This window comes from Gemmatimonas sp., from assembly GCF_036405635.1.
Taxonomy (GTDB): domain Bacteria; phylum Gemmatimonadota; class Gemmatimonadetes; order Gemmatimonadales; family Gemmatimonadaceae; genus Gemmatimonas.
The window spans coordinates 89,147-109,493 of record NZ_DASWXE010000086.1 but is presented as its reverse complement, the minus strand read 5'-3'; the positions used below and the strand labels follow the sequence as shown (position 1 = coordinate 109,493).

The following is a 20,347-nucleotide window of genomic DNA, read 5'->3' as shown; positions in this document are numbered from 1 at the left end:
ACGAGGCTACGGGAAATATCGACCGCCGCACCCGGTGTGACCAGTAATTCCCCTCAATTGCACGGCACGAGTTATACGAACGGCCCCATCGTGCTCATCTCGTAGGCGCTCGTGGTCTCGATACGGATGGCTTCCTCGGGACAGCAGCGGGCGAAGGCGGCATCGGCCGGCGAGAACTCGTGGATGGGGAGCAGCGGAAACGCCTTGTGCTCCCGATCGAGCGCCATGAGCTCGGGGGCATTGGCCACACACATGCCGCAGCCCGTGCACAGTCCCCGGTCCACCCGAATCCTGACTTCTCTTCTCGGAAATACCCCGCCAGGAGCGGCCAGCATCTCGTCGAGTGAAATCAGCGCCCGTTGCGTGGCCTGGTATCCGAGTTCGATGAGCTCATCGATGTGGGAGAACGAGAATGGGCCGATGTGCGTGACGGGCGGGCGCACGAGCAGCAGCGGTGGGGCAGCCCAGCGATCGAGCACACTCTGTTGTTGCTCGTGCATCATCATGGCGGCGGCGCGCATGAAGATGGACGCGAAGCCCTGCTCAGCCACGCCGGTGGCGAGTGGCACGTCGGCCATGCCCACATCGACGCCGATCAGTGCATCGACATCGAGCGCGGCGATCCCGATCGGCAGATTGTCGGTGGTGCCCCCATCGATGCAGACGCGGTTGCCCACCACGCCGGGCGGAAAGAAGCCGGGCAGGGCGCACGACGCATAGACGGCATCGCGCACCTTCACGTCGCGCAGCCCCGGTCGGCCGAACACCACCGGCACACCCCGCTCGATATCCACGGCGGTGACGAGCAACGGCACCTTGAACGACTCGAAGGTGCCCTCGTCGACCAGGACCTCGCAGAGCGTGCGCAGGGGGGCCTCGAGGTAGATGGAGCGCGCCAGCATGCGCTCCATCAGCATCCCCATGTGGTTGATGCGGAACAGGTCCCGGCGACGGAACTTCTTGGCGCGCTCCATGAGATCGGACGCGGAACGCCCCGACGCGGCGGCGGCGGCAATCATCGCGCCGATGCTCGTGCCCGCGTACAGCGTGGGCTCGATGCCTGCTTCTTCGAGAGCGCGGAGGGCACCGATATGGGCCATGCCCTTCAGCGCTCCACCTCCCAGCACCACTCCAATACGCGGGCGAACCCGCGGCGTGGCGGCGGCCCACTCACCGGTGGGTGTCTCGATCTTCCGTCGTCTGCCGTTCATGCGCCCGTCATATTCGCCGATAGATTCCTTCGAATGCGAGTGTTGCTGGTGGAAGACGACGACACGTTGCGCGAAAGTGCAACGGCGTTCCTTCGGGCGTCCGGATTTGCCGTCGATCCGGCGGCCACAGGGAAGATGGCGCGTTCACTCGCAGCCGTCAGCCCGTACGATGTCGTCGTGCTCGACATTCGACTACCCGACGACGACGGATTTGTGCTGTGCACCGCACTGCGCGGTCGTGTGCCGGCGCCACGTATCCTGATGGCCACGGCGCGGGACGCCGTCGAAGATCGTATTGCGGGGCTCGATCTGGGCGCTGACGACTACCTCGTCAAACCCTACGCGCTGGGTGAGCTGGTGGCCCGCGTGCGCGCCCTGATGCGTCGGCCGGACCATGCCGCGCCGACGCTGCTGCAGGTGGAAGATCTGGAGCTCGATCCGGCCACCCGTGAGGCCCGTCGCAATGGCCGGGTCATCACGTTGACGACCAAGGAGTTCGCGGTGCTCGAGGTGCTCATGCGGGCCCGGGGCCGAGTGCTCACCCGGGAGTTCATCGGCGAGCATGCCTGGGATGACAACTTCGATCCGATGAGCAATGTGATCGACGTCTACATTGCCCGCCTGCGCCGCAAGGTGGATGGAGAGGGGGAGGTGCCCCTGCTGTCGACCGTGCGTGGAGCCGGATATCGACTGGCCGTGCCCTCGCGCGGCTGACGGTGGACTTCGCACCACTCCGCCCTGATGCGCATCTGCCGCGCATCCGTCTGCGCTTCACGGCACTGTACGCCGCCACGCTGCTGGTGGTGTTGCTGTCGGCCGCGACGGCCCTTCGTTTCGCATTGCGTGCCACACTCGAGCGGGAGTTCTCGGAGTCGGTGATCGCATCGGCGGGGTTCGTGCAGCAGTTCTTTCGCACGGAAATCCACGAACTGCGTACGATCGAAGGGACCATCGTGCACGTGACCGAGGAGCTGGTCTTCGAGGATCGTGTGATCCGGGTACGGCGGCCGGACGGATCTTCGGTCGGGGATTCGGCCCGCCTGGCCCGCCGGGCACAGGACCTGCCGCCCGGACCGATGCGCGCCGTGCAGGTGCCGCTCGACCCGGAGCTCGCACCGGGCTATCAGGTGGAGGTGAGCGCGAGCCTCACCAACACCATCGCGCTGCAGCGCCTGGTGGATCAGTGGTTCCTCGTGGGCATTCCCCTGCTGGTGCTGTGCGCGGGCGTGGCCGGCTGGTGGCTGACCGGACGCACACTGCGGCCCGTGGGCGCCATGGCTGACGCGGCGGCGCGGATTGCTCCGGCGAGTGGCATTCGCCTCCCCGTGGATGACCCGCGTGATGAAATCGGTCGGTTGGGGCTGCGCTTCAACGCGCTGCTGGACCGACTCGACGGCGCGCTGTCGCAGCAGCGCGAATTTCTGGCGGACGCGGCCCATGAACTGCGCACGCCGATTGCCCGCATGCGCGCACGGGTGGAGTTGGCCATGCTGGGATTGAGCGCACACGACGCCGATGGTGTGAAGGCGCTCGATGAGACCTCAGGTGCCGATGTGCTGGCTGCCCTCGATGCGGAGTTGCGGGCCGTATCACATCAGGTGGATGAACTGTTGCAGCTCGCACGCGCCGATGCCACGGGCGATGAGGCGCCGGTGCTCAAGCCGTTGTTCCTCGATGACCTTGTCGCCGACGCGTTGCCGCGGTGGCGCCCGCAGGCGATGCAGTTGGGTATCGGCCTGGACTTCGTGGTACTCGAGGAGACCCCGGTGCTCGGCGATGCCGTGTTACTGGGCCGCCTGGTCGGGGTGCTGGTCGACAACGCCCTGCGTTACAGCCATGCCGGCGGTGATGTCCGGCTGTCGGTGCGGCCGGAGGACGGGCTCGCGCGGCTCGATGTGGAGGACAGCGGCATCGGCATTCCACTGCCGGACCGTGCGCGCATCTTCGATCGCTTCTACCGGGGCGAGGACGCCCGCCACAAGCGCGCCGATGGCAGCGGTCTGGGGCTGGCCATCGCGATGTGGATCGTGCGCCGGCACGGAGGGCGCATCGATGTCTCGGAGGGGAGCGGCGGCGGATCGCTGTTCGTGGTCCGCCTGCCGCTGGCTGCGGGGTGACTCCGCCCTACGGGCGGAATCGATCGGTCAGCTGACCGGGATGTCCTTGCGCGGGATGATCACCGAGCGTGTTTCCGACCAACGATCGGCCGGTGTGTCGAGGCTGCTCGGCACCTCCGGCGAGGGCGCCGTGGCGGTGCGCCAGGCGTTACGCAGTGTGCGCAGGCACTGGGCCGCACCGACGAAATCGCGGCCGTCCACCGACTCTTCACACCAGGCGTACAACGCGTCAAAGCTGCGGGAGGCACTCGAGTCGAGTTCGAGGGCGCAACGCAGGACGCTGATCGCCTCGCGGGATGCGGCGTGATCGAACGCCTCACACGCACGAATGGCGCGGTCGTATGCCCGGACGAGGCGAGCGAGTGGCTCGATAAGGGGACGATCGCCGTCGATCGTCAGCTGTTGGATCGGAGACATTTGAAGCGGGAGCGGGACAGTAGCGGTCAGCCTGGCGCGATTCGTTGCGCCGCAAAGTGTTCATCGGCGGCGCAACGTCCCGACTTGAATCGGAATTGCGAATTGGATCACGGAGCTGTGACGGAGTGTGCCGGGATGTGATACCCGTACTCGGTAGCCCAAGGCGATGACGGCGATCCGGTGACAGCGATGCCGTTCACGAAACGTTCATGCAGCGGAAATACACTGCGGTATGAACGAACGTGAACCCCAGGCCGTCGGCGTGACGGGTCATATGGGCCTGCGTCGCCTCGGACGGCGATTGATGGTGATGTCGACAGCCGCCACTCTGGTGATGCTGCCCGTGTCGCGCATGTATGGACAGAGCACGGGCGGTGGCGCAGGAGATGGAGCCGTCATCGACTTGCATCAGGCGCTGGCTCGCGCACGCGCGGATGGGCCGCTGCACCAACTCGCCAACGCGCGTGAACAGACGGCCATCGGTCGGGTGCGCGAGAGCACGCAGTGGGCCAATCCCTCGCTCGAATGGCGGCGCGAGAATCTGGGCAGCGCCCTGCAGCCCGATATCTTCGCTACCGCCTACGTGCCGTTCGATTTCTCGGGACGTCGTGTGGCCCTTCGGCAGGCCACATCGGCCGGCACGGCGCGCGCGCATGGCGACTATCAGGCCGACTGGCGCAGTGCCGATCTCGATGTGGCACGCGGTTGGTTGCACGCGGCCATGTCGGCGGGCGTGTTGGATGTGCTCGAGCGACAGGCCGCAGCGCTACGGCAGATCGCCGATGTCGATGCCGCACGATGGCGCGAGGGGCTCGTGGCCGAAGCGGTTGCCCTGCGCACCTCGCTCGAGGCCGACCGTGCGCGCATGGCTCTCATGGGCGCACGCCGCAATGCCGAGCTGGCGCGCACCGAACTCGCACGTCTCCTGGGCCGCTCACCCGGCGATGCGGTGTTGGCAACCCTCACGGCACCGGCCATGCCGGGCGCTCCGGACTCGCTGGTTCTGCAGTCCGCCGCGGCGACGGCACGACCGGAGTTGCGCGCGCGCGAGGCATCTGTGCGTGAAACCGATCGCCGTCTGACCGCCGAACAGCGCGGTGTGTTTGGTGAGGTGCAACTGCAGGGCGGCACGAAGGAAACCAGTGGTGTGATGACCGGCCAGATCGGTATCGCGATGCCCTTGCCGTTCTTCAACCGCAACGATGGGGCTCGCCAGCGCGCGCGTGGCGAGTCGATGGAAGCGCGTGTGCAGCTCGAGGACACACGCCGTGTGGTGCACGGCTCGGTGCGCGTGGCGTTGCTGCACTACCAAAACCTGCAGGCCGCACAACCCGATGCCGCGACCTTTGGCACACGCGGACGCGATGTCGCCGAAATCGCCCGCGCGTCGTACCGCGAAGGCCATGTGACCCTGACCGAACTGCTCGACGCCGAACGGGCCTCGGCCGACGCCATGCAGGCGCACCTCCAGTGGATGGTCGATGCGTGGCTGGCCCGACTCGAACTGGAGCGCGCTGTTGGCGCGCGTCTCGATGCCGACAGTCCGCTCGATCTTCCGCTGCTTTCCACGTTGCCGACAGGACGATGAAGATGCACGTACGAACGTTTCCGACCGTGTTGTCGTGGGTGATGCTGCTCGCCGGTTGCGGTGGAGGCGCAGCGCAGTCGCCAGCGAGTGAACGCTCCGGGTCCGCCGGCGCGGCGGTCGACACACTGACCCTGTCGGCTGAAGCGGCCAGCATCGCCGAATTCGCGGTGGACACCGTGCGCTCGCTGCCGTGGCAGGCCTCGGTGACGGCTCCCGGTCGCCTGATGCTCGATCCAGGCGCCTTCGAATCCATCGGTTCCATCACCGAGGGGCGCATCACCCACGTCACCGTGCGCGTGGGTGACCGGGTGAGCGCGGGGCAGGCGCTGGTGATGATTCACAGCCATGAAATCATGGACGCGCGGAGCGGTCTGCTGCGCGCTCGGGCGCGCCTGGATGCGGCCACCGCCGAGCGTGATCTCGCCACCACGGCCGCGTCGCGGGCCCAGCGACTGTTCGATGCAAGAGCGCTGTCGCGAGCAGAGCTCGAGCGGGCCACCGTTGCGGAGCGTGTGGCACGCGCGGGTTTCGATGAGGCCGTCGCGGAGCGGGATCGCGCCACGGCGCTCGTTGAACATCTCGCGGGCACCGGGCCGCTCCCTCCGGGAGCCGACGAACACGACGTCCTCATCCGCACACCCATCAGTGGTGTCGTGACCGAGCGCGTGGCGCAGCCCGGTAGTGTGGTGTTGCCTGGTATGCCGCTGATCACCGTGGGCGATCCACGGCGCCTGCAGTTGCAACTCCATCTCGCCGAAAACACGGCGGCCGGTATCGATGTGGGCGGGCAGGTACGCTATGCGTTGTCTGATGCGCCGTCTGTGCAACACACGGCCCGTGTGAGCCGCGTGGCTCCCACCATCGACACCCTCACCCGCACCGTGGAAGTGATCGCGACGCCCGATGCGGCATCGTCGGCGCGCGCGGAGTCGTTTGTGCAGGCACAGGTACTCGGTCGGGGCACGCAGGAGGCACTCGTGGTTCCGACGGCGGCCATCCAGGCAGTTGGCACTGATACGCTGGTGTTCGTCGCTGAATCTCGCGGAAGCGAGATCCACCTGCGTGCCGTGTCGGTGCAGGTGGGACGGCGCAGCGGGGATCGCACGGAGATCGTGAGCGGCGTACCGGTGGGTGCCGTGGTGCTCACGCGTGGCGCCGCAATCGCCAAGGCCGAGTTCGTGAAGCGCCGCGGCGGGCAGGACGAATAACATGCGTGGCTTGATTCATTTTGCGCTCCACCGCCGGGGTGTCGTCGTCGCGTTGACGCTCACCCTGATGGCCGCCGGCTTGTATGCGTTACGGCGGATTCCGTTCGACGCGTTTCCGGATCTCACCGGCACCCGCGTGGAAGTCATCACGACGGCACCGGGCATGGCTCCAGAAGAGGTCGAGCGACTGGTGACCTACCCCATCGAGTCGTCATTGATGGGACTACCCGGCGCGGAACGCGTCCGCTCGGTATCCAAGTTCGGCCTGTCGTTGATCACCGTGCCGTTTGCCGATGGCACCGATGTGTACTTCGCACGGCAGCTGGTGCAGCAACGGTTGGGAGACGCCAAGGGCGCGCTGCCGCAGGGCGTCGAACCCGCGCTGGGCCCGGTGTCCACGCCCATGGGAGAGTTGTACCAGTACGTGATCACCAGCGACTCCATGTCGCTGACTGATCTCAAGACCTTGCACGACTATGTGATTCGGCCGCGCCTGCGCACGGTGCCCGGGGTCTCCGAAGTGAACTCGTGGGGCGGCTACACCGAGCGTGTGGACGTGGAGGTCGATCCGGTGCGGCTCGCGGCTCGGCGCCTCACACTGTCCGACGTGCACGCCGCGCTCGCGCGCAACGACATGGCGTTTGGTGGTAGCTACCTGGAGCAGGGTGGTGAACGGTTCACGCTCCGCGGTCTCGGGCGCGTCGAGAACGCCGAACAGATCTCGGGGATCGTGGTTGGATCCAGCAACGGCTCGCCGGTTCGTATTGCCGATGTGGCCACCATCGAACGCGGGGCGTTGCCGCGCAATGGTGCGGTCACCAAGGACGCCAAGGGCGAAGTGGTGAGCGGTATGGTGCTCAAGCTCAAGGGCGCCGACTCGCGTGAGGTGATCGAGCGGGTGCGGGAGCGCATGGAGGAGATCAAGGCCGCATTGCCACGCCACGTGCACGTCACGCCGTTCTACGATCAGACCGATCTGGTGGGGCACACCACGGCGACTATCGTGAAGAACCTGGTGGAGGGCGGTCTGCTGGTGATCGCCGTGCTCTTCCTGTTTCTGCGCAACGTGCGCGCCGCGCTGATCGTGGCATCGGTGATCCCCATCTCCATGCTGATGGCCTTCATTGGCATGGCGCTGTTCGGATATTCCGCCAACCTCATGAGCCTCGGTGCGCTCGACTTTGGGCTCATTGTGGACGCCTCCGTGGTGATGGTGGAGAGTTTCATCCGACGACTGGAGGACCACAAAGAGGATGAGCATCGCCTGGGGCTGTTCGAACGGGCAGCCGTGGAAGTGGGACGCCCCATTCTGTTCGGCATCGCCATCATCGTCGCCGTGTACATCCCGATCTTCACACTCGACGGCATGGAAGGGCGGATGTTCAAGCCCATGGCATTTACCGTCGTGTGTGCGGTTCTGGGCTCGCTGCTGCTGGCGCTCACGTACGTGCCGGCGGTCTCAGGATGGGCGCTGCGGGAGAGCCGCAGCACGCCGGCTCCCTGGCTGGAACGGTTGACGGCTCGGTACCGCAACGCGCTCGATGCCGTGATGCGTCGTCCGCAGCCGCTGTTGGTCACGTCGGTGGTGCTCGTGGTGGTGTCCGTGTGGTCGCTGTCGCGCATTGGTACCGAGTTCATGCCCAAGCTCGATGAAGGCGCGATTCTGGTGAACACCCGCCGCATGCCCAGTGTCGATCTGGCCGATGCCACGCGGTTATCGCTCGCGGCCGAGCGCATCACGAAGCGTTTCCCCGAAGTGCTGACGGTGGTGACGAAGGAAGGCCGTCCGGACCTGGCCACGGAGGCCATGGGCCTGTTCGAAGGGGACATGTACGTCATCCTCAAGCCACGCAGCGAATGGACGACGGCCAAAGACCGCGACGGACTGGTTGCCGCGATGGATTCTGCCTTGCGCGTGCTGCCGGGGGTGGATGTGTCGTTCACGCAGCCGCTGGCGATGCGTCTCGACGAAGCCGAGAGCGGCATCAAGACCGATCTTGGCATCAAGGTGGTGGGGCCGGATCTCGCACAGAATCAGCAGGTGGCCGAACGGTTGCGACGCATCGTGGCCACCGTGCCCGGCAATGCTGACGTGGCCGTGGAGGTGGCTGAAGGCAGCGGGCAGGTACGCATGCAGGTGCGGCGCGAAGTGCTCGCGCAATACGGTGTGAGCGTGGCCGATGTGCGCGATGCCATCGATCACGCGATGGGTTCGCAGACAGCGGCCGAGCTCATTGATGGCTTCCGGCGTATCCCGGTGGTGGTGCGCCTCCCAGAGCGTTATCGCGACGATGCGGCCGCGATTGGTCGAATCATGGTGCGCGCCCCCGGTGGAGAGCTGGTGCCGCTCTCGGTACTCACGGAGATGGTGTCGACCACCGGTCCGGAACTGATCGGGCATGAAGACGCGCAGCGTCGCTCATTGGTGCTGAGCAACGTGCGCGGGCGTGATCTCGGCAGTTTTGTGGAAGAAGTGCGCGCTCGCATTGCCGACGAAGTGAACCTGCCCGCGGGCGTCTTTCTCGAGTGGGGCGGTCAGTACGAAAACCAGCAGCGCGCCATGGCGCGCCTCAAGCTGGTGGTACCGCTCGCGCTGTTCCTGATTTTCGGTCTGCTATACCTGTCCTTCCGCTCCATCCCGCAGGCGATCCTGGTGCTGTCGAACGTGCCATTTGCGTTGGTGGGAGGTATTGCCGCGTTGTGGCTGCGCGGACTCAACCTCAACCTGTCGGCCAGTATTGGGTTCATCGCACTCTTCGGCATTGCGGTGCTCAACGGCGTGGTGATGGTGGAGCATCTCAATCACCTGCGTCACGATGAAGACCTGCCCGACCGTTCGGTGCAGGGGCGTGTGCGCCAGGGCGCTGCCGATCGGTTGCGTCCGGTGCTGATGACGGCGCTCGTGGCCAGTCTGGGCTTTGTGCCGATGGCGCTGAGCACCAGTCCGGGCAGCGAAGTGCAACGCCCGTTGGCCAGTGTGGTGATCGGAGGGTTGATCACCAGCACCGTGCTCACGCTGTTCGTATTGCCGGTGCTGTACGGGTGGCTGGAAGAGTGGCGCGCCCGGCGTGTGCACCTGTCCAAAGCACTGCGCCCCCGCGCCGTCTCGGTGTGAGGGCGCGGGGGCGCATGACGGTTGCCTGAACTGGAGACTGATCAGCCATCAATCAGGCTCTGCTCATCGAGCAGGGGCGATCAGTTGAGATAGTGGTACAGACCGTAGAGGCCCACGCCCGCGCCGCCGACCATGATCAGTGTGCCGGCGTCGCCATCAACCACAGCGCCCACAATCATCGCGGCAAAGCCGACGATCATGAGTGCGGTGCTGCTCTGCCGGGAAACATGCGGCGCACGCGGCGCTTCGGCCGGCGCAAAGGACCGCGACTGCAGCGCCACGGGCTGGGCGGTGGTGGCACTCGCCGACACCGCCGGCGCGACGGTGGTCTGCGGCTCTGCCGAGGCGGGTGCTGCTGACGGGGCCGCGCTGGTCGTCGCGAGCATCGCTGGTGTGCCGACGTATGGCGAGACCGAAGGTGCCGCGAGTGCGCTCGGCATCGTCGCGGTGCGGGCGAGCGACGGCTGCGATTGGGCGTGTGCCGAGAACGGCAGCAGGGCAGCGAGTACGGGCAGCAGGCGCAGTCCGGTGAACGCGCGACGGGCGGGAGCGGAAGTCGTATATGTCATCGCAGTCTGCGCCTCGCGGCGCGGAAAGAGGTCTGTGTTTCGCGTATGCATGGCAGGGCTCCAGGAGGGAAATACTTACGGAGTGGAAATTCCTACCCGGCCGGCTTCTGGAGGTGCCACGACGGCGCAACGGATGCGGGAACTGTCTGGCGCACAGTTGTGCTTCACCACAAGTTTCACAGCGAGGTTTCAACGACCCCTGACCCCAGAACGATGAACGCGCCGACGCCCCAGAAGCTGCGCAAGCAGTACGCCAACAACACGCATCCTCTCATCGTGCTCAAGTTCGAGGACGGCCACGAGATCAAGATCTACCAGAACACGGGCAAGGTGTTCGATGCGTGGGCTGGTGAGACGGTCAAGATCATGGCCGTGTTCGATCCGACGTCGAGTGATTGGGAACTGGTCGAGGCGCGAAAGGCAGACGCGTTCCAGGACGCTGAAAGCTGACCTGGTGTGAGTGAAAGCCCCCTGCGGCCGCGTGCCACCCAACCCGTGTCCGATGCCCTCGGACACGGCAGGGCGCTGGTTGCGCTTGAAAGTTCGGTGCTGGCGCAGGGGCTCGAGCCGCCATACAACCGCGAGGCGGCTCTGCGGATGACCGCAGCTGTGACAGCTGCCTGGGCGGTGCCGGCCATCACCGCCATTTGCCGAGGGGAACCGACCCTCGGCCTCGATGGAGACGATCTCGAGCGGTTCCTGCTGCGTGCCGGAGTCCGAACGGTCTCGGCGCGCGATCTCGGAGTGGCCATGGCCGAAGGAGCCGATGGCGCCACCACCGTGGCAGGTACGCTGGCCCTCTGCGAACTGGGCGGGCTCGAGGTCTTTGCGACCGGGGGGATCGGCGGTGTGCACCGGGATGCACCGTTCGACGAATCTGCCGATCTGGTCGAGCTGTCCCGCACACCCGTGATCGTGGTGTGCGCGGGAGCCAAGTCCATCCTCGACCTGCCGGCCACACTCGAGCGTCTGGAAACGCTCGGGGTGCCGGTGGTGGGTTGTGGAACGGACGAATTGCCGGGGTTCTTTTCGACGACTACCGGCTTGCGGCTCACGAGCCGCCTGGACCGTCCCGCACAGATCGCCCGCGCCTGGCGTGCGCATCGGGCCTTGGGACGACGAAGTGCCATGCTGGTGGTGCAGCCGCCACCAGCCGATGCCGCCATTCCGACGGAGATCGTGGATGCGGCCACCCGCGCAGCGCTCCACGCCGCCAGTTTGGCGGGAGTACGCGGCGCAGCAGTGACTCCTTTTCTGCTGGGCCAGATCCAGCAACGAACCGAGGGACGATCGGTGCACACCAATCTCGCGCTGCTCGAGGCAAATGCCCGGCTGGCGGGAGAGATCGCGGTGGCACTGGTCGAGGGAACTTCGTGAACCAACGTCGTGGTGCACGGTACAATCCGGTAACCCGCACGATCCGGAGGCCTGACACGCAATGTCCCACCCGTTCCTGAGTTCCGAGGAGTACGACGAACGCGCCCACGCCCTGTACAACGAAGGGCAGTTCGACGAGGCGCTCGAGTTGTTGCGCGAGGGACTCACGCTGTACCCTGCGGCGGTTGAACTGCATGTGGGGGCCGGCTACGCGCGACTCGCGCGCGAGGAGTACGCCTGGGCACGGCGCAGTTTCGAGGAAGCCCTGCTGCTCGATGCCGAGCATGAGGATGCACTGGCCGGACTCGGCGAAGTGCTGCTCAAGTTCGGACAGGTCGACGCAGGATTCCGCGCATTCGAGCGTACGCTCACGCTCGGATACGACGATGATGTGGACCTCATGCTGCAGATCGGCCGGGCGCTGTTCCGCGAAGGGTACGTCGACATGTCGGTGACGTACTTCGAACGGGCGGCGCACCATGCCGAGGATTCGAGCGAGGCCGTGGCCTGCATCGGCTACGCCCAGCATCGGCTGGGCAATGATGCCGAGGCATTGGCTGCGCTGCGGCGCGCCATCACCCTTGACCCGCGCTTCGCCGAAGCGCGGGTGTATCTCGCAAACATCCTGTACGACGCCGGTGATCTGGAAGCGGCGCTGCGGGAGTTCGAACAGACCACGCCAGAAGACCACTGGGATGAACTTGGCATCTGGCGCCTGATCGAACTCAAGAAGTCCGTCTACCGTTTGCCGGACAACGACGGCGAGTTCAAGCCCTGGGAGGCCCGCCTGCAGGAGCTGGCGGGTGAACCCGATGCCATCGACGAACTGCTCACGGAAATCGAGCAGGCCGCGATGGAAGCGTCCGAAGATGTCACAGCTGCCCCGTCACAGGGGCAGCTGGAGGCGCTCGGCAACCTGCTCACCGGTCTCGCCAATCAGCACGGCGAGCCCGGTGGGGAGGGGCAGGCGGACATGGTGACCGACGGTGCCGCGCAGGGTTTGCTCAGCGCGGATGGCGGCACGCACCGCGTCATCATGCGCGACGGCACCAGCTTTGAAGGCACGTGGGAAGAGATCGTGAAGGCGCTGCGCGATGCGCGTGACGCCGGGCGGTCAGTCGAGGAGTACATGGCCGTTGAGGCCCGACGTTTCTACGGCGCCACCGGCACCCGTGTCGATTCGCATGCACCGGAAGCATTCATCCGGGGCAGTGCGGACGCGGGCATGCTGCGCATCGAACACTGAGCGCCGCGATGTCCGCGCACTCCGCTCGGGCGGCGCTCGATGCGGCGCGCGGCATTTTCGCCGCGTCCGATCGACATACGGCGCCCCAACTCTGGCAGTCCGCCCAAGGCGTGTTGCAGAGTGTCATTGGCCGGCCCGAACTCACGGGTCAGGCGCTGGTGTCGGAAGTCCGTCAGCTCGGCCTGATCAATCTCGCCGACGCCCATGCGTTGGTTGCACTGGCGGCATGGGCCGATCGATCCACCGGTCTGGCAGAGAACGAGGCAGAACGCATTCTGGTCCGTGAGGCTTGGATGGCGCTGGAGCATGCCATCCCCGAAGCCCCGATTTCCAGCTATGCATCAGCTTATGGATCGGCGCCCGCCGGCACACCGCCAACGTCGGCCGCACAGCCGTCCTGGGCGCCTGGTGCGAATGCTTCAGCGGGTGCGACGTTTGGATCGCCAGCGGCGGCATCGAGTGCTCCGCCGCCGTTTGTCGGTGCGGACGACCACCGGCCGCGGCGACGCTGGTTGTGGCCGGCCGTTGGCGCAGGTGTGCTGCTGGTGGCACTCGGTGGCGTGGCCGCGTGGTGGTTCACGACCGGCAAGCCGGAGCGCGAACTGGCCGATGCGGTGACGGCGTACCAGCGCGGTTCGCGTGAAGTGGCACGATCCACGTTTGCGCGTCTCGCGATGGAACGTCCTGACGATGCGCGGCCGTTGATCTATCTGGGTCGTATCACGCGTGAAGATGGCGACCTCGGACGTGCCCGCACGTTCCTCACCAATGCCGTGCGCCTCGCGCCGGAAAGCGCTGTGGCTGCCCGCGAACTCGCCGGCATCATGCTGGCTGATGGGCAACCGGAAATTGCGCGTCGATTCTATGTGCGTGCGATTCAGCTCGATCCCGAGGATCGCATGGCGCAGGGTTTTCTGGGCTGTGCACTCGTGCGGCTGGGCCGATTCGACGAGGCTCCGCGCTGGATCCAGCGTGCCGGGCCGGGTGAATGGCAGCAGTGTCTCGCGTCGATGCCGGCGCCTCCGGTCATGCCATCACCATATCCGATTTCTCCGCGCCGATGACCATCAGTCCGCCGCGCCCGAGTGAGGCGCTGGCCTTGCACACCGAAACCATCCGCACCGTCCTGCCGAATGGCCTGACGGTGTTGGTGCGTCGGGACCGTTCGGCGCCCGTCGTGTCGATCGTCACGCACGTGAAGGCCGGTTACTTCGACGAGACCGACGATCAGGTTGGTATCGCACATGTGCTCGAGCACATGTACTTCAAGGGCACGCCGACGCGTGGTGTGGGTGAGATCGCGCGCGAGACGAAGGCCAATGGCGGCTATCTCAACGCCCACACGATCTACGACCACACCAGCTACTACACGGTGCTGCCGTCGTCGTCGTTTGTGGCTGGACTCGAGATTCAGTTCGATGCGTATGCCCGCTCCGTCATCGATGCCGGCGAGCTCGCACGGGAACTCGAGGTCATCATTCAGGAGGTCAAGCGCAAGCGGGATACCGCTTCTGCGGTGACCATCGAATCACTGTACGCGCTGCTGTACGATCATCATCGCATCCGTCGCTGGCGCATGGGTGAAGAAGACGCATTGCGTACCTTCTCGCGTGACCAGTTGGTGGGCTTCTACCGGCATTGGTATCAGCCCGGGAACACCATTCTGTCTGTGGTCGGCGACGTCGATCCGGACGTGGTGTTGCGGGAAGTGATGGCGCGTCACGGACAGCTGGCGGCCGGTGCGCCGCCGCGTCCTGCCGGCCCGCAGGAGACCGTACTGCCGGGTTTGCGGCATCGGGAGTGGGCGGGCGATATCGCGCAGCAGCAAATCGCATTCGGCTGGCGCGTGCCCGCACTGACGCACGACGACGCGCCGGCACTCGATCTGGCCGGCGTGGTGCTCGGCACGGGGCGCGCTTCCCGTTTGTATCGCGCGGTGCGCGAGCGACAGCTCGCGAGCTCCGTGTCGGCGTGGAACTACACCAGCGGTGATGTGGGTGTGTTCGTTGCGCACGCGGAGTCGCCGTCTGATCAGGCGCGTGATGCGGCACGCGCGGTGTGGCGTGAGCTGCAGGCCGCGCGCACAGACGGTCTGCGGGCGGAAGAAGTGGCCCGGGCACAGCGCATCCTCGAGGCGCGCTGGCTGCGCCGATTGGAGAGCATGGACGGACAGGCCCAATACCTCGCGTCGTGGGAGGCCGATGGCGGACTGGCCGTGGCGTCGCAGTACTACGACACCCTGCTGTCGCTCGATGCACGCGCAGTGCAGGAGGCCATGCAGCGCCATCTCGCGCCGGAACAGGTGAGCATGGTGTCGTACCGGCCCGATGGCAGCGAAGCCGTGGCTGAGAATGTGGAGGCGCTGCGCAGCATGCTCGCCGTTCAGGCGGCGATGGGCAGCGAAGTGCTCTCGACGCCGGCTGCCCCCGTGGTGACGCCTGCACAGGAAGTCCTGGTGTCGGCCACCGCACCAAGCGAAATGCAGGGCGATGTGTGGGTGTCGCGCACCGCGACCGGTGTACCCATCCTGGTCGTGCCGAAGCCCGGTGCACCGCTGGTGCACTTCGGTGTGTTCCTGCGTGGTGGTGCGGTGCTCGATGCACCCCAACGCGAAGGGCTGGCGCGACTCACCGCGCAGTCGATGCTCAAGGGCACCGCCACGCGAAGCGGTGCGCAGATCGCTGAAGCCGCCGAATCACTCGGCAGCAGTATCGGCGTGTCGGCGGGATTGGAGAGTGTGGGTTGGTCGATGTCGGTGCCCACGCGACACGTACCTGTGGCGCTCGAGTTGCTGGGTGACGTGGTGCAGCATCCCGCGTTCCCAGTGGACGGCGTGGAAACAGAACGGGCCCTGGCCTTGGCCGAAGTGGCCCGCGTACGTGATGACATGTATCGCTGGCCGATGCGTCTCGCGGTCACGGCTGCCTACGGTGAGCATCCGTACGCCCGATCGGTGATTGGCAGCGAGACATCGCTGGCCGCATTGGGGCGCGATGACGTGGTGACCTGGCACGCGCGGCACGTGCTGCGTGCGCCGACGGTGATTGCCGTGGTGGGTGATGTCGATCCCGAAGAGGTTGCCGCGTTGTGCCGCACACATTTCCATGCGCTGCATCAGGTGGACGATTCGCCGTTGCCGGTGTTGCCCTGGCCAGTTGGTCGTGTTGCCGCGCGCGATAGCCGCGCCAAGCAGCAGTCGGCACTGGCGTTGCTGTTTCCTGGCCCGGGGCGCAATGACCCGGCACGTTACGCCGCACGGGTGCTATCGGCGATTGCGAGCGGCCTCGGTGGTCGGTTCTTCGAACAGCTGCGTGACGTGCAGTCGTTGGCTTATACCGTGAGTGCGTTTCCCGTGGAGCGTCGGGCTGGTGGTGCGTTTGCCGCATACATCGCCACGTCGCCCGAACGGGAAGATGAAGCGCGTGAAGGGCTGATGCGCGAATTCGCGAAGTTCCGTGATGCCGAGCCGTCGGAAGAGGAACTCACGCGTGCGCGGAACTACCTGATCGGTACGCAGGCCATTGCGCAGCAATCCGGCGGCACGGTGCTGGGTGATCTGGTGGATGCGTGGCTGTTCGGCGAGGGGCTGCACGAGCGCCACGAAGAGACCGCGCGCCTTGCGGCGGTGACAGGCGCCGATGTGTTGCAGCTCGCACAGCGCTACCTGCAGCCGGGACTCGAAGCCGAAGGGTTGGTGCAGGGCACAGGGCGCGCGCCGTAACGGGACAGGCGCGCGCGTGACTGCGCACTAACGACGCACTTCGCGCATGCGGCGTGATGCGAGGCCCAGTGATGTCATCGCGCTGCGAATGCGCCCGTTCGAGGCGCGCAGTCCCACCCAGCCATCGTAGTCGGCGGGTTCGCCCACGATCGCGGCACCAATCCAGTCCCGCCGAGATCCCCACGCGAGTGCGCGGCGAATGGCCGCCACCTGTGCGGCATCGCCGTGGGCGTGCGGCAGTCCACCAACCGTGGTGAGCCAGTGCGGTTGCTGCGCGCCACCGGCGGCAAGCGCCTGCGCGTGCCAACGCTCGAACGCGCGCAGCCGCGCATCCACGGCGGGCAGTCCGGAGAATCCGGGAAAGGCCACGGCGCCGAGCAGTGTGACTGGTGACCCGTTGCCGGCGGCCCATGCATACACCGCACTATCGGTGACATCGAGTCGTGTCGCACTCCACCCCACATGGGTGCGCGGACGCACGCGGCGCACTTCCTGCGCCGTCTGCCGCAGCGTGACTTGCCACCACGCGAGCGTCGGTGGTGTGGCGCCAAGCCACGACGGTACCGGATCGGGCAGGGCCGGGAAGATCACATCGGGACGCAGACGCTCGAGCACACGCCCCACGGCCCGCACTCGCTGAACGTCGCCCGCCACCGGCGCCTGCCGGCCAATCCGCAGCCCCACCGCAATGCGCAGGGTGTCGCCTGATGCGCTGTCCACACGCCACGGCTCCAGTACGCGGGCAATGGAATCGAGCGCTGCGGGGCGGGTGCCTTCGTCATCGAGCACGAGTAGCACCACATCGGGAGCAAACGCGCCGAACAGCGCGGTGTCGCTGCGTACGGTCCGCGCGAGCGGCACGCCGTCGAGCACCGGCAGGAAGCGCACGCCGATCAGGAAGTCACCGCGCGGGCGCGCCTGCATCGGCTCGGCGATGGCGGCATCGTAGCTGCGCACGGCGGCCACACCGCGTGGCCATTCCATCGCGAGCAGCGTGGTCAGTGCGACTGCCGCCAGCACGAGCACTGCACGCACGGCTGCCGAGATACGCCAGCGTGCGGGATAGGCCGGGGCCAGCATGGGCACGAGCGCCGTGAGCGACGACAGCAACGCGGCGCGACCCACACCCATGCCGACGATCACGTCGCGCGCTGAGACGGCGGCCTGAAGCGCGACAGGGGCACTGCCACGCTGTGCCACGAGATAGTCGCCAATGGCGACCGCGGCGAGCAGCAAGTCGTACAACAGGATGGGAATACCGACGACCGGGGACACCAGCCGGATGCCCACGGCATACAGCACCTGGACCACGAACGCCACCGCGACGAGCGGCTGCAGCCAGGTGATGCCGGAAATGGTGCGTGCGCCTGCCTCGGTACCAGCTGCCACGCTGACCACGAGCGCCGGCACCACGAGCAACCCGCAGAATGCGGTGAGCTGCGTGAAGAGACGCGGGGCTTCACGCCGCGTCGTGATCCAGCCGGCCAGCGTGACGTCCCATGCGAGCACGGCGGCAGCGATGCCAATGACTACCAACGGAAGCGGATCAGTCCACATGTTCCGGCACGTTAACGCGCGCCGTGCGTGGCTGACACCCCGCAGGTTGCTGCTTCTGTCACACTTGGGAATGACATGCCGCGCGCTGGAAGGCTGACGTCGGTGCACCGCACCCGCGGCGCCTGTCGCCGGACGGTGTGCCGGGCATAGTTTCCACCATGGCCCGTGCGTCCGATGCGTCCCGAGTGCTGACGCTTCCCAATATCGTGTCCACGTCCCGCGTGGCACTGGCCATCGGCTTTGTCGCAGTCGATGCGGTGCCGGTGCGTCTCGCGTTGATCGGCCTGGCATCCATCACGGACTTCCTCGACGGATGGATCGCGCGCCGCACACAAGCGGCATCCCGTATCGGGGCCCTGATCGATCCCATTGCCGATCGCCTGTTTGTTCTGGGCGTCGTGATCAGCTACGTCATCGGCGGGCAGCTCGCTGCCTGGCAGGCCGTGGCGATCATGTTTCGCGATGTGATGTCGGTGATCGGCTGGTTCGTGGCGCGGCGGGTGAGCTGGCTGCGCCCCATCACCTTCCAGGCCCGCATCGTGGGCAAGCTGGTGACGGTCTTTCAACTGGCCACGTTCATCGCCGTACTGCTCGCGCCGCGCTGGGTGAATCCGCTCGTGATCGTGGTGGCGGTGCTTGGCGTGGTGGCCACTGTGGACTACACGCTGATGCTCTGGCGCGAGCGTGTGCGCGGTGATCATCAGGGTGATCGCCCCTGAAACGACAAACGCCTCCCCATGATGGGAGGCGCTTGTCACTGCACAACGTGCTGCGATACGAGCTGCTGATCGTGCGGCGTATCGTACACTGGTCCAGCGAGCGTGCGATGTTGCCGTTCAGACGGCAGCGGCTTCCTGCACCTGCTTCTTGGTGGGCTGCGCAAAGCGCTCGCCCAACGTGCGAAGTTCGGTGAACTCGGGAGCCTTCAGCTCCGGGTACCGATTCGACAGGTAGACCATGGTGGCGTCGAACCACTCTTTCTGGTCTTCGGGATGACACCCGATCACACCGCACTGCATGATCTGCTGGAACAGCTCGTCACGGGCCTCTTGATACGGCGAAGGCACCATGGCGTCACGACGCGGACGAAGCTTCGGCTTGGCCATTTCCTCTGGGTAATGCGTCCAACTGGGCCGCCCGGCGACTCCGGGATAGCCACAAAAATCTAACCGATGAGAGAACCACTTCCTAGGGCTGCCCGCGAGGGCAGCTGTCATGCTACGCAGTTCCGCCGTCGTTCGCTGGCGCCGTTGTGGCGGGCTCCGGTTCGACGAACTGGTGAATCGCCTCCGCCAGTGCTTTGGCGGCGACCTCGGCGACCAGGGACCCGGGCGGCGTCGCGGTCACCCGTGCCTGCACGCGTGACGACGGGAGAAGTGCCGACCAGCGGTCGAGAAGCTCGCGCGTGCCCGTCGTATGGGGCATCGACATCGACTTCGCGGTCTCCGGAGTGACAACCGCGGATGCGCCCGTCGGGTCACCCCGTCCGAGCCACAGTGTGGTCTCCACCGCGACGTCGACGAGCTGACGCCGCTCTGTGTCGGTGAAGACGACATGGCTGGCGAGCTGCAACAGCTCCGCTGCGCCATTGCTGCCCACAAACGGGGCCAGATACCGGGCGAGCAGTCGATCGGGCTCCTGCGCGTCTCCCAGGCGCTCCAGCACCCACGGCTCGAGCAGTGGGCGCGCCCCGAACAGGGCATTCGCGCTGAGCGCAGTCAATGCGGAGCTGCGCTGCATGGCGCGGATCATGGGGCCCGGGAGTTCTTCGGGGTCCGGTGGTTCCACCAGGAACAGCGAACGCACGCGCGACGGGCGGTGGCTGGCCAGGAGGGCCGCCGCCAGAGCGCCCGCATCCTGCGCCACCACGGTCACGTCACCCAGGCGCAGCGCCGTCAGGGCGCGATCGACATAGTCCGCCTGGGCGCTCGGGCTGTACGGTGCGTCGTCCGGTCGATCCGATTCGCCGTGTCCCAGCAGGTCGATGGCGACGGTGGTGAATCCGGCAGCGGCCAGCCGTGGCGCCACATCACGCCACAGGAAGGCGCAGGTGGCAAACCCGTGCAGGAGCACGATCGCCGGACCGCCACGACCACGGCGCTCGACGTGGAGGGTGCCCACACCGACAGGGATGTGCAGATGCTCCGTGTACACGATGGCAGGATAGCGTAGGGAACGGTCGGGCGGGTAGCTTCCTCACCAGCTTCGCAGTGCACCCCTG

At 66.4% G+C, this 20,347-nt stretch carries 17 protein-coding genes; 11 read left to right on the top strand and 6 right to left on the bottom strand.

Annotation, left to right across the window (positions count from 1 at the left end; translation table 11 throughout):
• Positions 1 to 71 precede the first annotated feature (71 nt).
• Entirely contained in the window at positions 72 to 1,211 is a 1,140-nt protein-coding gene (locus tag VGE27_RS07275; protein ID WP_331048979.1) for a patatin-like phospholipase family protein, read from the bottom strand.
• 33 nt (positions 1,212 to 1,244) lie between these two features.
• On the opposite strand from VGE27_RS07275, the gene VGE27_RS07270 reads away from it, so the two are divergent.
• Entirely contained in the window at positions 1,245 to 1,925 is a 681-nt protein-coding gene (locus VGE27_RS07270; RefSeq protein ID WP_331048978.1) for a response regulator transcription factor, read from the top strand.
• A 2-nt stretch (positions 1,926 to 1,927) separates the two neighbouring features.
• Positions 1,928 to 3,328: a HAMP domain-containing sensor histidine kinase gene (locus VGE27_RS07265; protein WP_331048977.1), complete on the top strand. Its 1,401-nt coding sequence runs from the start codon at positions 1,928 to 1,930 to the stop codon at positions 3,326 to 3,328.
• 27 nt (positions 3,329 to 3,355) lie between these two features.
• Here the strand turns inward: VGE27_RS07265 and VGE27_RS07260 are convergent, their stop codons facing one another.
• Positions 3,356 to 3,745 carry a hypothetical protein gene (locus VGE27_RS07260; protein ID WP_331048976.1) on the bottom strand — a complete coding sequence of 130 codons (390 nt, stop codon included), beginning with the start codon at positions 3,743 to 3,745 and terminating at the stop codon, positions 3,356 to 3,358.
• A 232-nt stretch (positions 3,746 to 3,977) separates the two neighbouring features.
• Here VGE27_RS07260 and VGE27_RS07255 point away from each other — a divergent pair, with 232 nt between their 5' ends.
• Genes VGE27_RS07255 through VGE27_RS07245 form a run of 3 tightly spaced genes read left to right on the top strand, consistent with a single transcriptional unit; the run spans position 3,978 to position 9,656 of the window.
• Positions 3,978 to 5,333 carry a TolC family protein gene (locus VGE27_RS07255; RefSeq protein WP_331048975.1) on the top strand — a complete coding sequence of 452 codons (1,356 nt, stop codon included), beginning with the start codon at positions 3,978 to 3,980 and terminating at the stop codon, positions 5,331 to 5,333.
• Positions 5,330 to 6,541 (top strand): efflux RND transporter periplasmic adaptor subunit, encoded by a 1,212-nt coding sequence (locus VGE27_RS07250; RefSeq protein ID WP_331048974.1) that lies wholly within the window; start codon positions 5,330 to 5,332, stop codon positions 6,539 to 6,541. Before VGE27_RS07255 ends, VGE27_RS07250 begins: the two co-directional genes overlap by 4 nt.
• A 1-nt stretch (position 6,542) precedes the next feature.
• On the top strand, positions 6,543 to 9,656 hold the full coding sequence (locus VGE27_RS07245) for a CusA/CzcA family heavy metal efflux RND transporter (RefSeq protein ID WP_331048973.1): 3,114 nt from the start codon (positions 6,543 to 6,545) through the stop codon (positions 9,654 to 9,656).
• Positions 9,657 to 9,736: 80 nt separating this feature from the next.
• On the opposite strand, the gene VGE27_RS07240 is transcribed toward VGE27_RS07245, so the two are convergent.
• Positions 9,737 to 10,225 (bottom strand): hypothetical protein, encoded by a 489-nt coding sequence (locus tag VGE27_RS07240; RefSeq protein ID WP_331048972.1) that lies wholly within the window; start codon positions 10,223 to 10,225, stop codon positions 9,737 to 9,739.
• A 213-nt stretch (positions 10,226 to 10,438) separates the two neighbouring features.
• On the opposite strand from VGE27_RS07240, the gene VGE27_RS07235 reads away from it, so the two are divergent.
• The 5 genes from VGE27_RS07235 to VGE27_RS07215 all read left to right on the top strand — a co-directional run bounded on the left by VGE27_RS07235 (position 10,439) and on the right by VGE27_RS07215 (position 16,569).
• The gene (locus VGE27_RS07235) at positions 10,439 to 10,675 is read left to right on the top strand and encodes a hypothetical protein (RefSeq protein ID WP_331048971.1); all 237 of its coding nucleotides are present in this window, start codon (positions 10,439 to 10,441) and stop codon (positions 10,673 to 10,675) included.
• 21 nt (positions 10,676 to 10,696) lie between these two features.
• On the top strand, positions 10,697 to 11,602 hold the full coding sequence (locus VGE27_RS07230; protein WP_345787992.1) for a pseudouridine-5'-phosphate glycosidase: 906 nt from the start codon (positions 10,697 to 10,699) through the stop codon (positions 11,600 to 11,602).
• Between the two features lie 61 nt (positions 11,603 to 11,663).
• A complete protein-coding gene (locus VGE27_RS07225) occupies positions 11,664 to 12,848 on the top strand; it encodes a tetratricopeptide repeat protein (RefSeq protein ID WP_331048969.1) in 1,185 nt (394 codons plus the stop codon).
• Between the two features lie 8 nt (positions 12,849 to 12,856).
• Entirely contained in the window at positions 12,857 to 13,912 is a 1,056-nt protein-coding gene (locus VGE27_RS07220; protein WP_331048968.1) for a tetratricopeptide repeat protein, read from the top strand.
• Positions 13,909 to 16,569 (top strand): pitrilysin family protein, encoded by a 2,661-nt coding sequence (locus VGE27_RS07215; protein ID WP_331048967.1) that lies wholly within the window; start codon positions 13,909 to 13,911, stop codon positions 16,567 to 16,569. Before VGE27_RS07220 ends, VGE27_RS07215 begins: the two co-directional genes overlap by 4 nt.
• 27 nt (positions 16,570 to 16,596) lie before the next feature.
• Here VGE27_RS07215 and VGE27_RS07210 read toward each other — a convergent pair whose 3' ends face one another.
• Positions 16,597 to 18,126 (bottom strand): hypothetical protein, encoded by a 1,530-nt coding sequence (locus VGE27_RS07210; RefSeq protein ID WP_331048966.1) that lies wholly within the window; start codon positions 18,124 to 18,126, stop codon positions 16,597 to 16,599.
• Positions 18,127 to 18,284: 158 nt separating this feature from the next.
• Here VGE27_RS07210 and VGE27_RS07205 point away from each other — a divergent pair, with 158 nt between their 5' ends.
• Entirely contained in the window at positions 18,285 to 18,845 is a 561-nt protein-coding gene (locus VGE27_RS07205; RefSeq protein WP_331048965.1) for a CDP-alcohol phosphatidyltransferase family protein, read from the top strand.
• 117 nt (positions 18,846 to 18,962) lie between these two features.
• Here VGE27_RS07205 and VGE27_RS07200 read toward each other — a convergent pair whose 3' ends face one another.
• Positions 18,963 to 19,232, bottom strand: a complete 270-nt coding sequence (locus VGE27_RS07200) for a hypothetical protein (RefSeq protein ID WP_331048964.1) — start codon at positions 19,230 to 19,232, stop codon at positions 18,963 to 18,965.
• Between the two features lie 112 nt (positions 19,233 to 19,344).
• Positions 19,345 to 20,280 carry an alpha/beta fold hydrolase gene (locus tag VGE27_RS07195; RefSeq protein ID WP_331048963.1) on the bottom strand — a complete coding sequence of 312 codons (936 nt, stop codon included), beginning with the start codon at positions 20,278 to 20,280 and terminating at the stop codon, positions 19,345 to 19,347.
• Positions 20,281 to 20,347 lie beyond the last annotated feature (67 nt).

Coding starts and splice junctions, on each gene's coding strand:
- VGE27_RS07275 (WP_331048979.1), bottom strand. CDS start 1,211: ATGAACGGCAGACGACGGAAGATCGAGACACCCACCGGTGAGTGGGCC.
- VGE27_RS07270 (WP_331048978.1), top strand. CDS start 1,245: ATGCGAGTGTTGCTGGTGGAAGACGACGACACGTTGCGCGAAAGTGCA.
- VGE27_RS07260 (WP_331048976.1), bottom strand. CDS start 3,745: ATGTCTCCGATCCAACAGCTGACGATCGACGGCGATCGTCCCCTTATC.
- VGE27_RS07255 (WP_331048975.1), top strand. CDS start 3,978: ATGAACGAACGTGAACCCCAGGCCGTCGGCGTGACGGGTCATATGGGC.
- VGE27_RS07250 (WP_331048974.1), top strand. CDS start 5,330: ATGAAGATGCACGTACGAACGTTTCCGACCGTGTTGTCGTGGGTGATG.
- VGE27_RS07245 (WP_331048973.1), top strand. CDS start 6,543: ATGCGTGGCTTGATTCATTTTGCGCTCCACCGCCGGGGTGTCGTCGTC.
- VGE27_RS07240 (WP_331048972.1), bottom strand. CDS start 10,225: ATGACATATACGACTTCCGCTCCCGCCCGTCGCGCGTTCACCGGACTG.
- VGE27_RS07235 (WP_331048971.1), top strand. CDS start 10,439: ATGAACGCGCCGACGCCCCAGAAGCTGCGCAAGCAGTACGCCAACAAC.
- VGE27_RS07225 (WP_331048969.1), top strand. CDS start 11,664: ATGTCCCACCCGTTCCTGAGTTCCGAGGAGTACGACGAACGCGCCCAC.
- VGE27_RS07220 (WP_331048968.1), top strand. CDS start 12,857: ATGTCCGCGCACTCCGCTCGGGCGGCGCTCGATGCGGCGCGCGGCATT.
- VGE27_RS07215 (WP_331048967.1), top strand. CDS start 13,909: ATGACCATCAGTCCGCCGCGCCCGAGTGAGGCGCTGGCCTTGCACACC.
- VGE27_RS07210 (WP_331048966.1), bottom strand. CDS start 18,126: ATGTGGACTGATCCGCTTCCGTTGGTAGTCATTGGCATCGCTGCCGCC.
- VGE27_RS07205 (WP_331048965.1), top strand. CDS start 18,285: ATGGCCCGTGCGTCCGATGCGTCCCGAGTGCTGACGCTTCCCAATATC.
- VGE27_RS07200 (WP_331048964.1), bottom strand. CDS start 19,232: ATGGCCAAGCCGAAGCTTCGTCCGCGTCGTGACGCCATGGTGCCTTCG.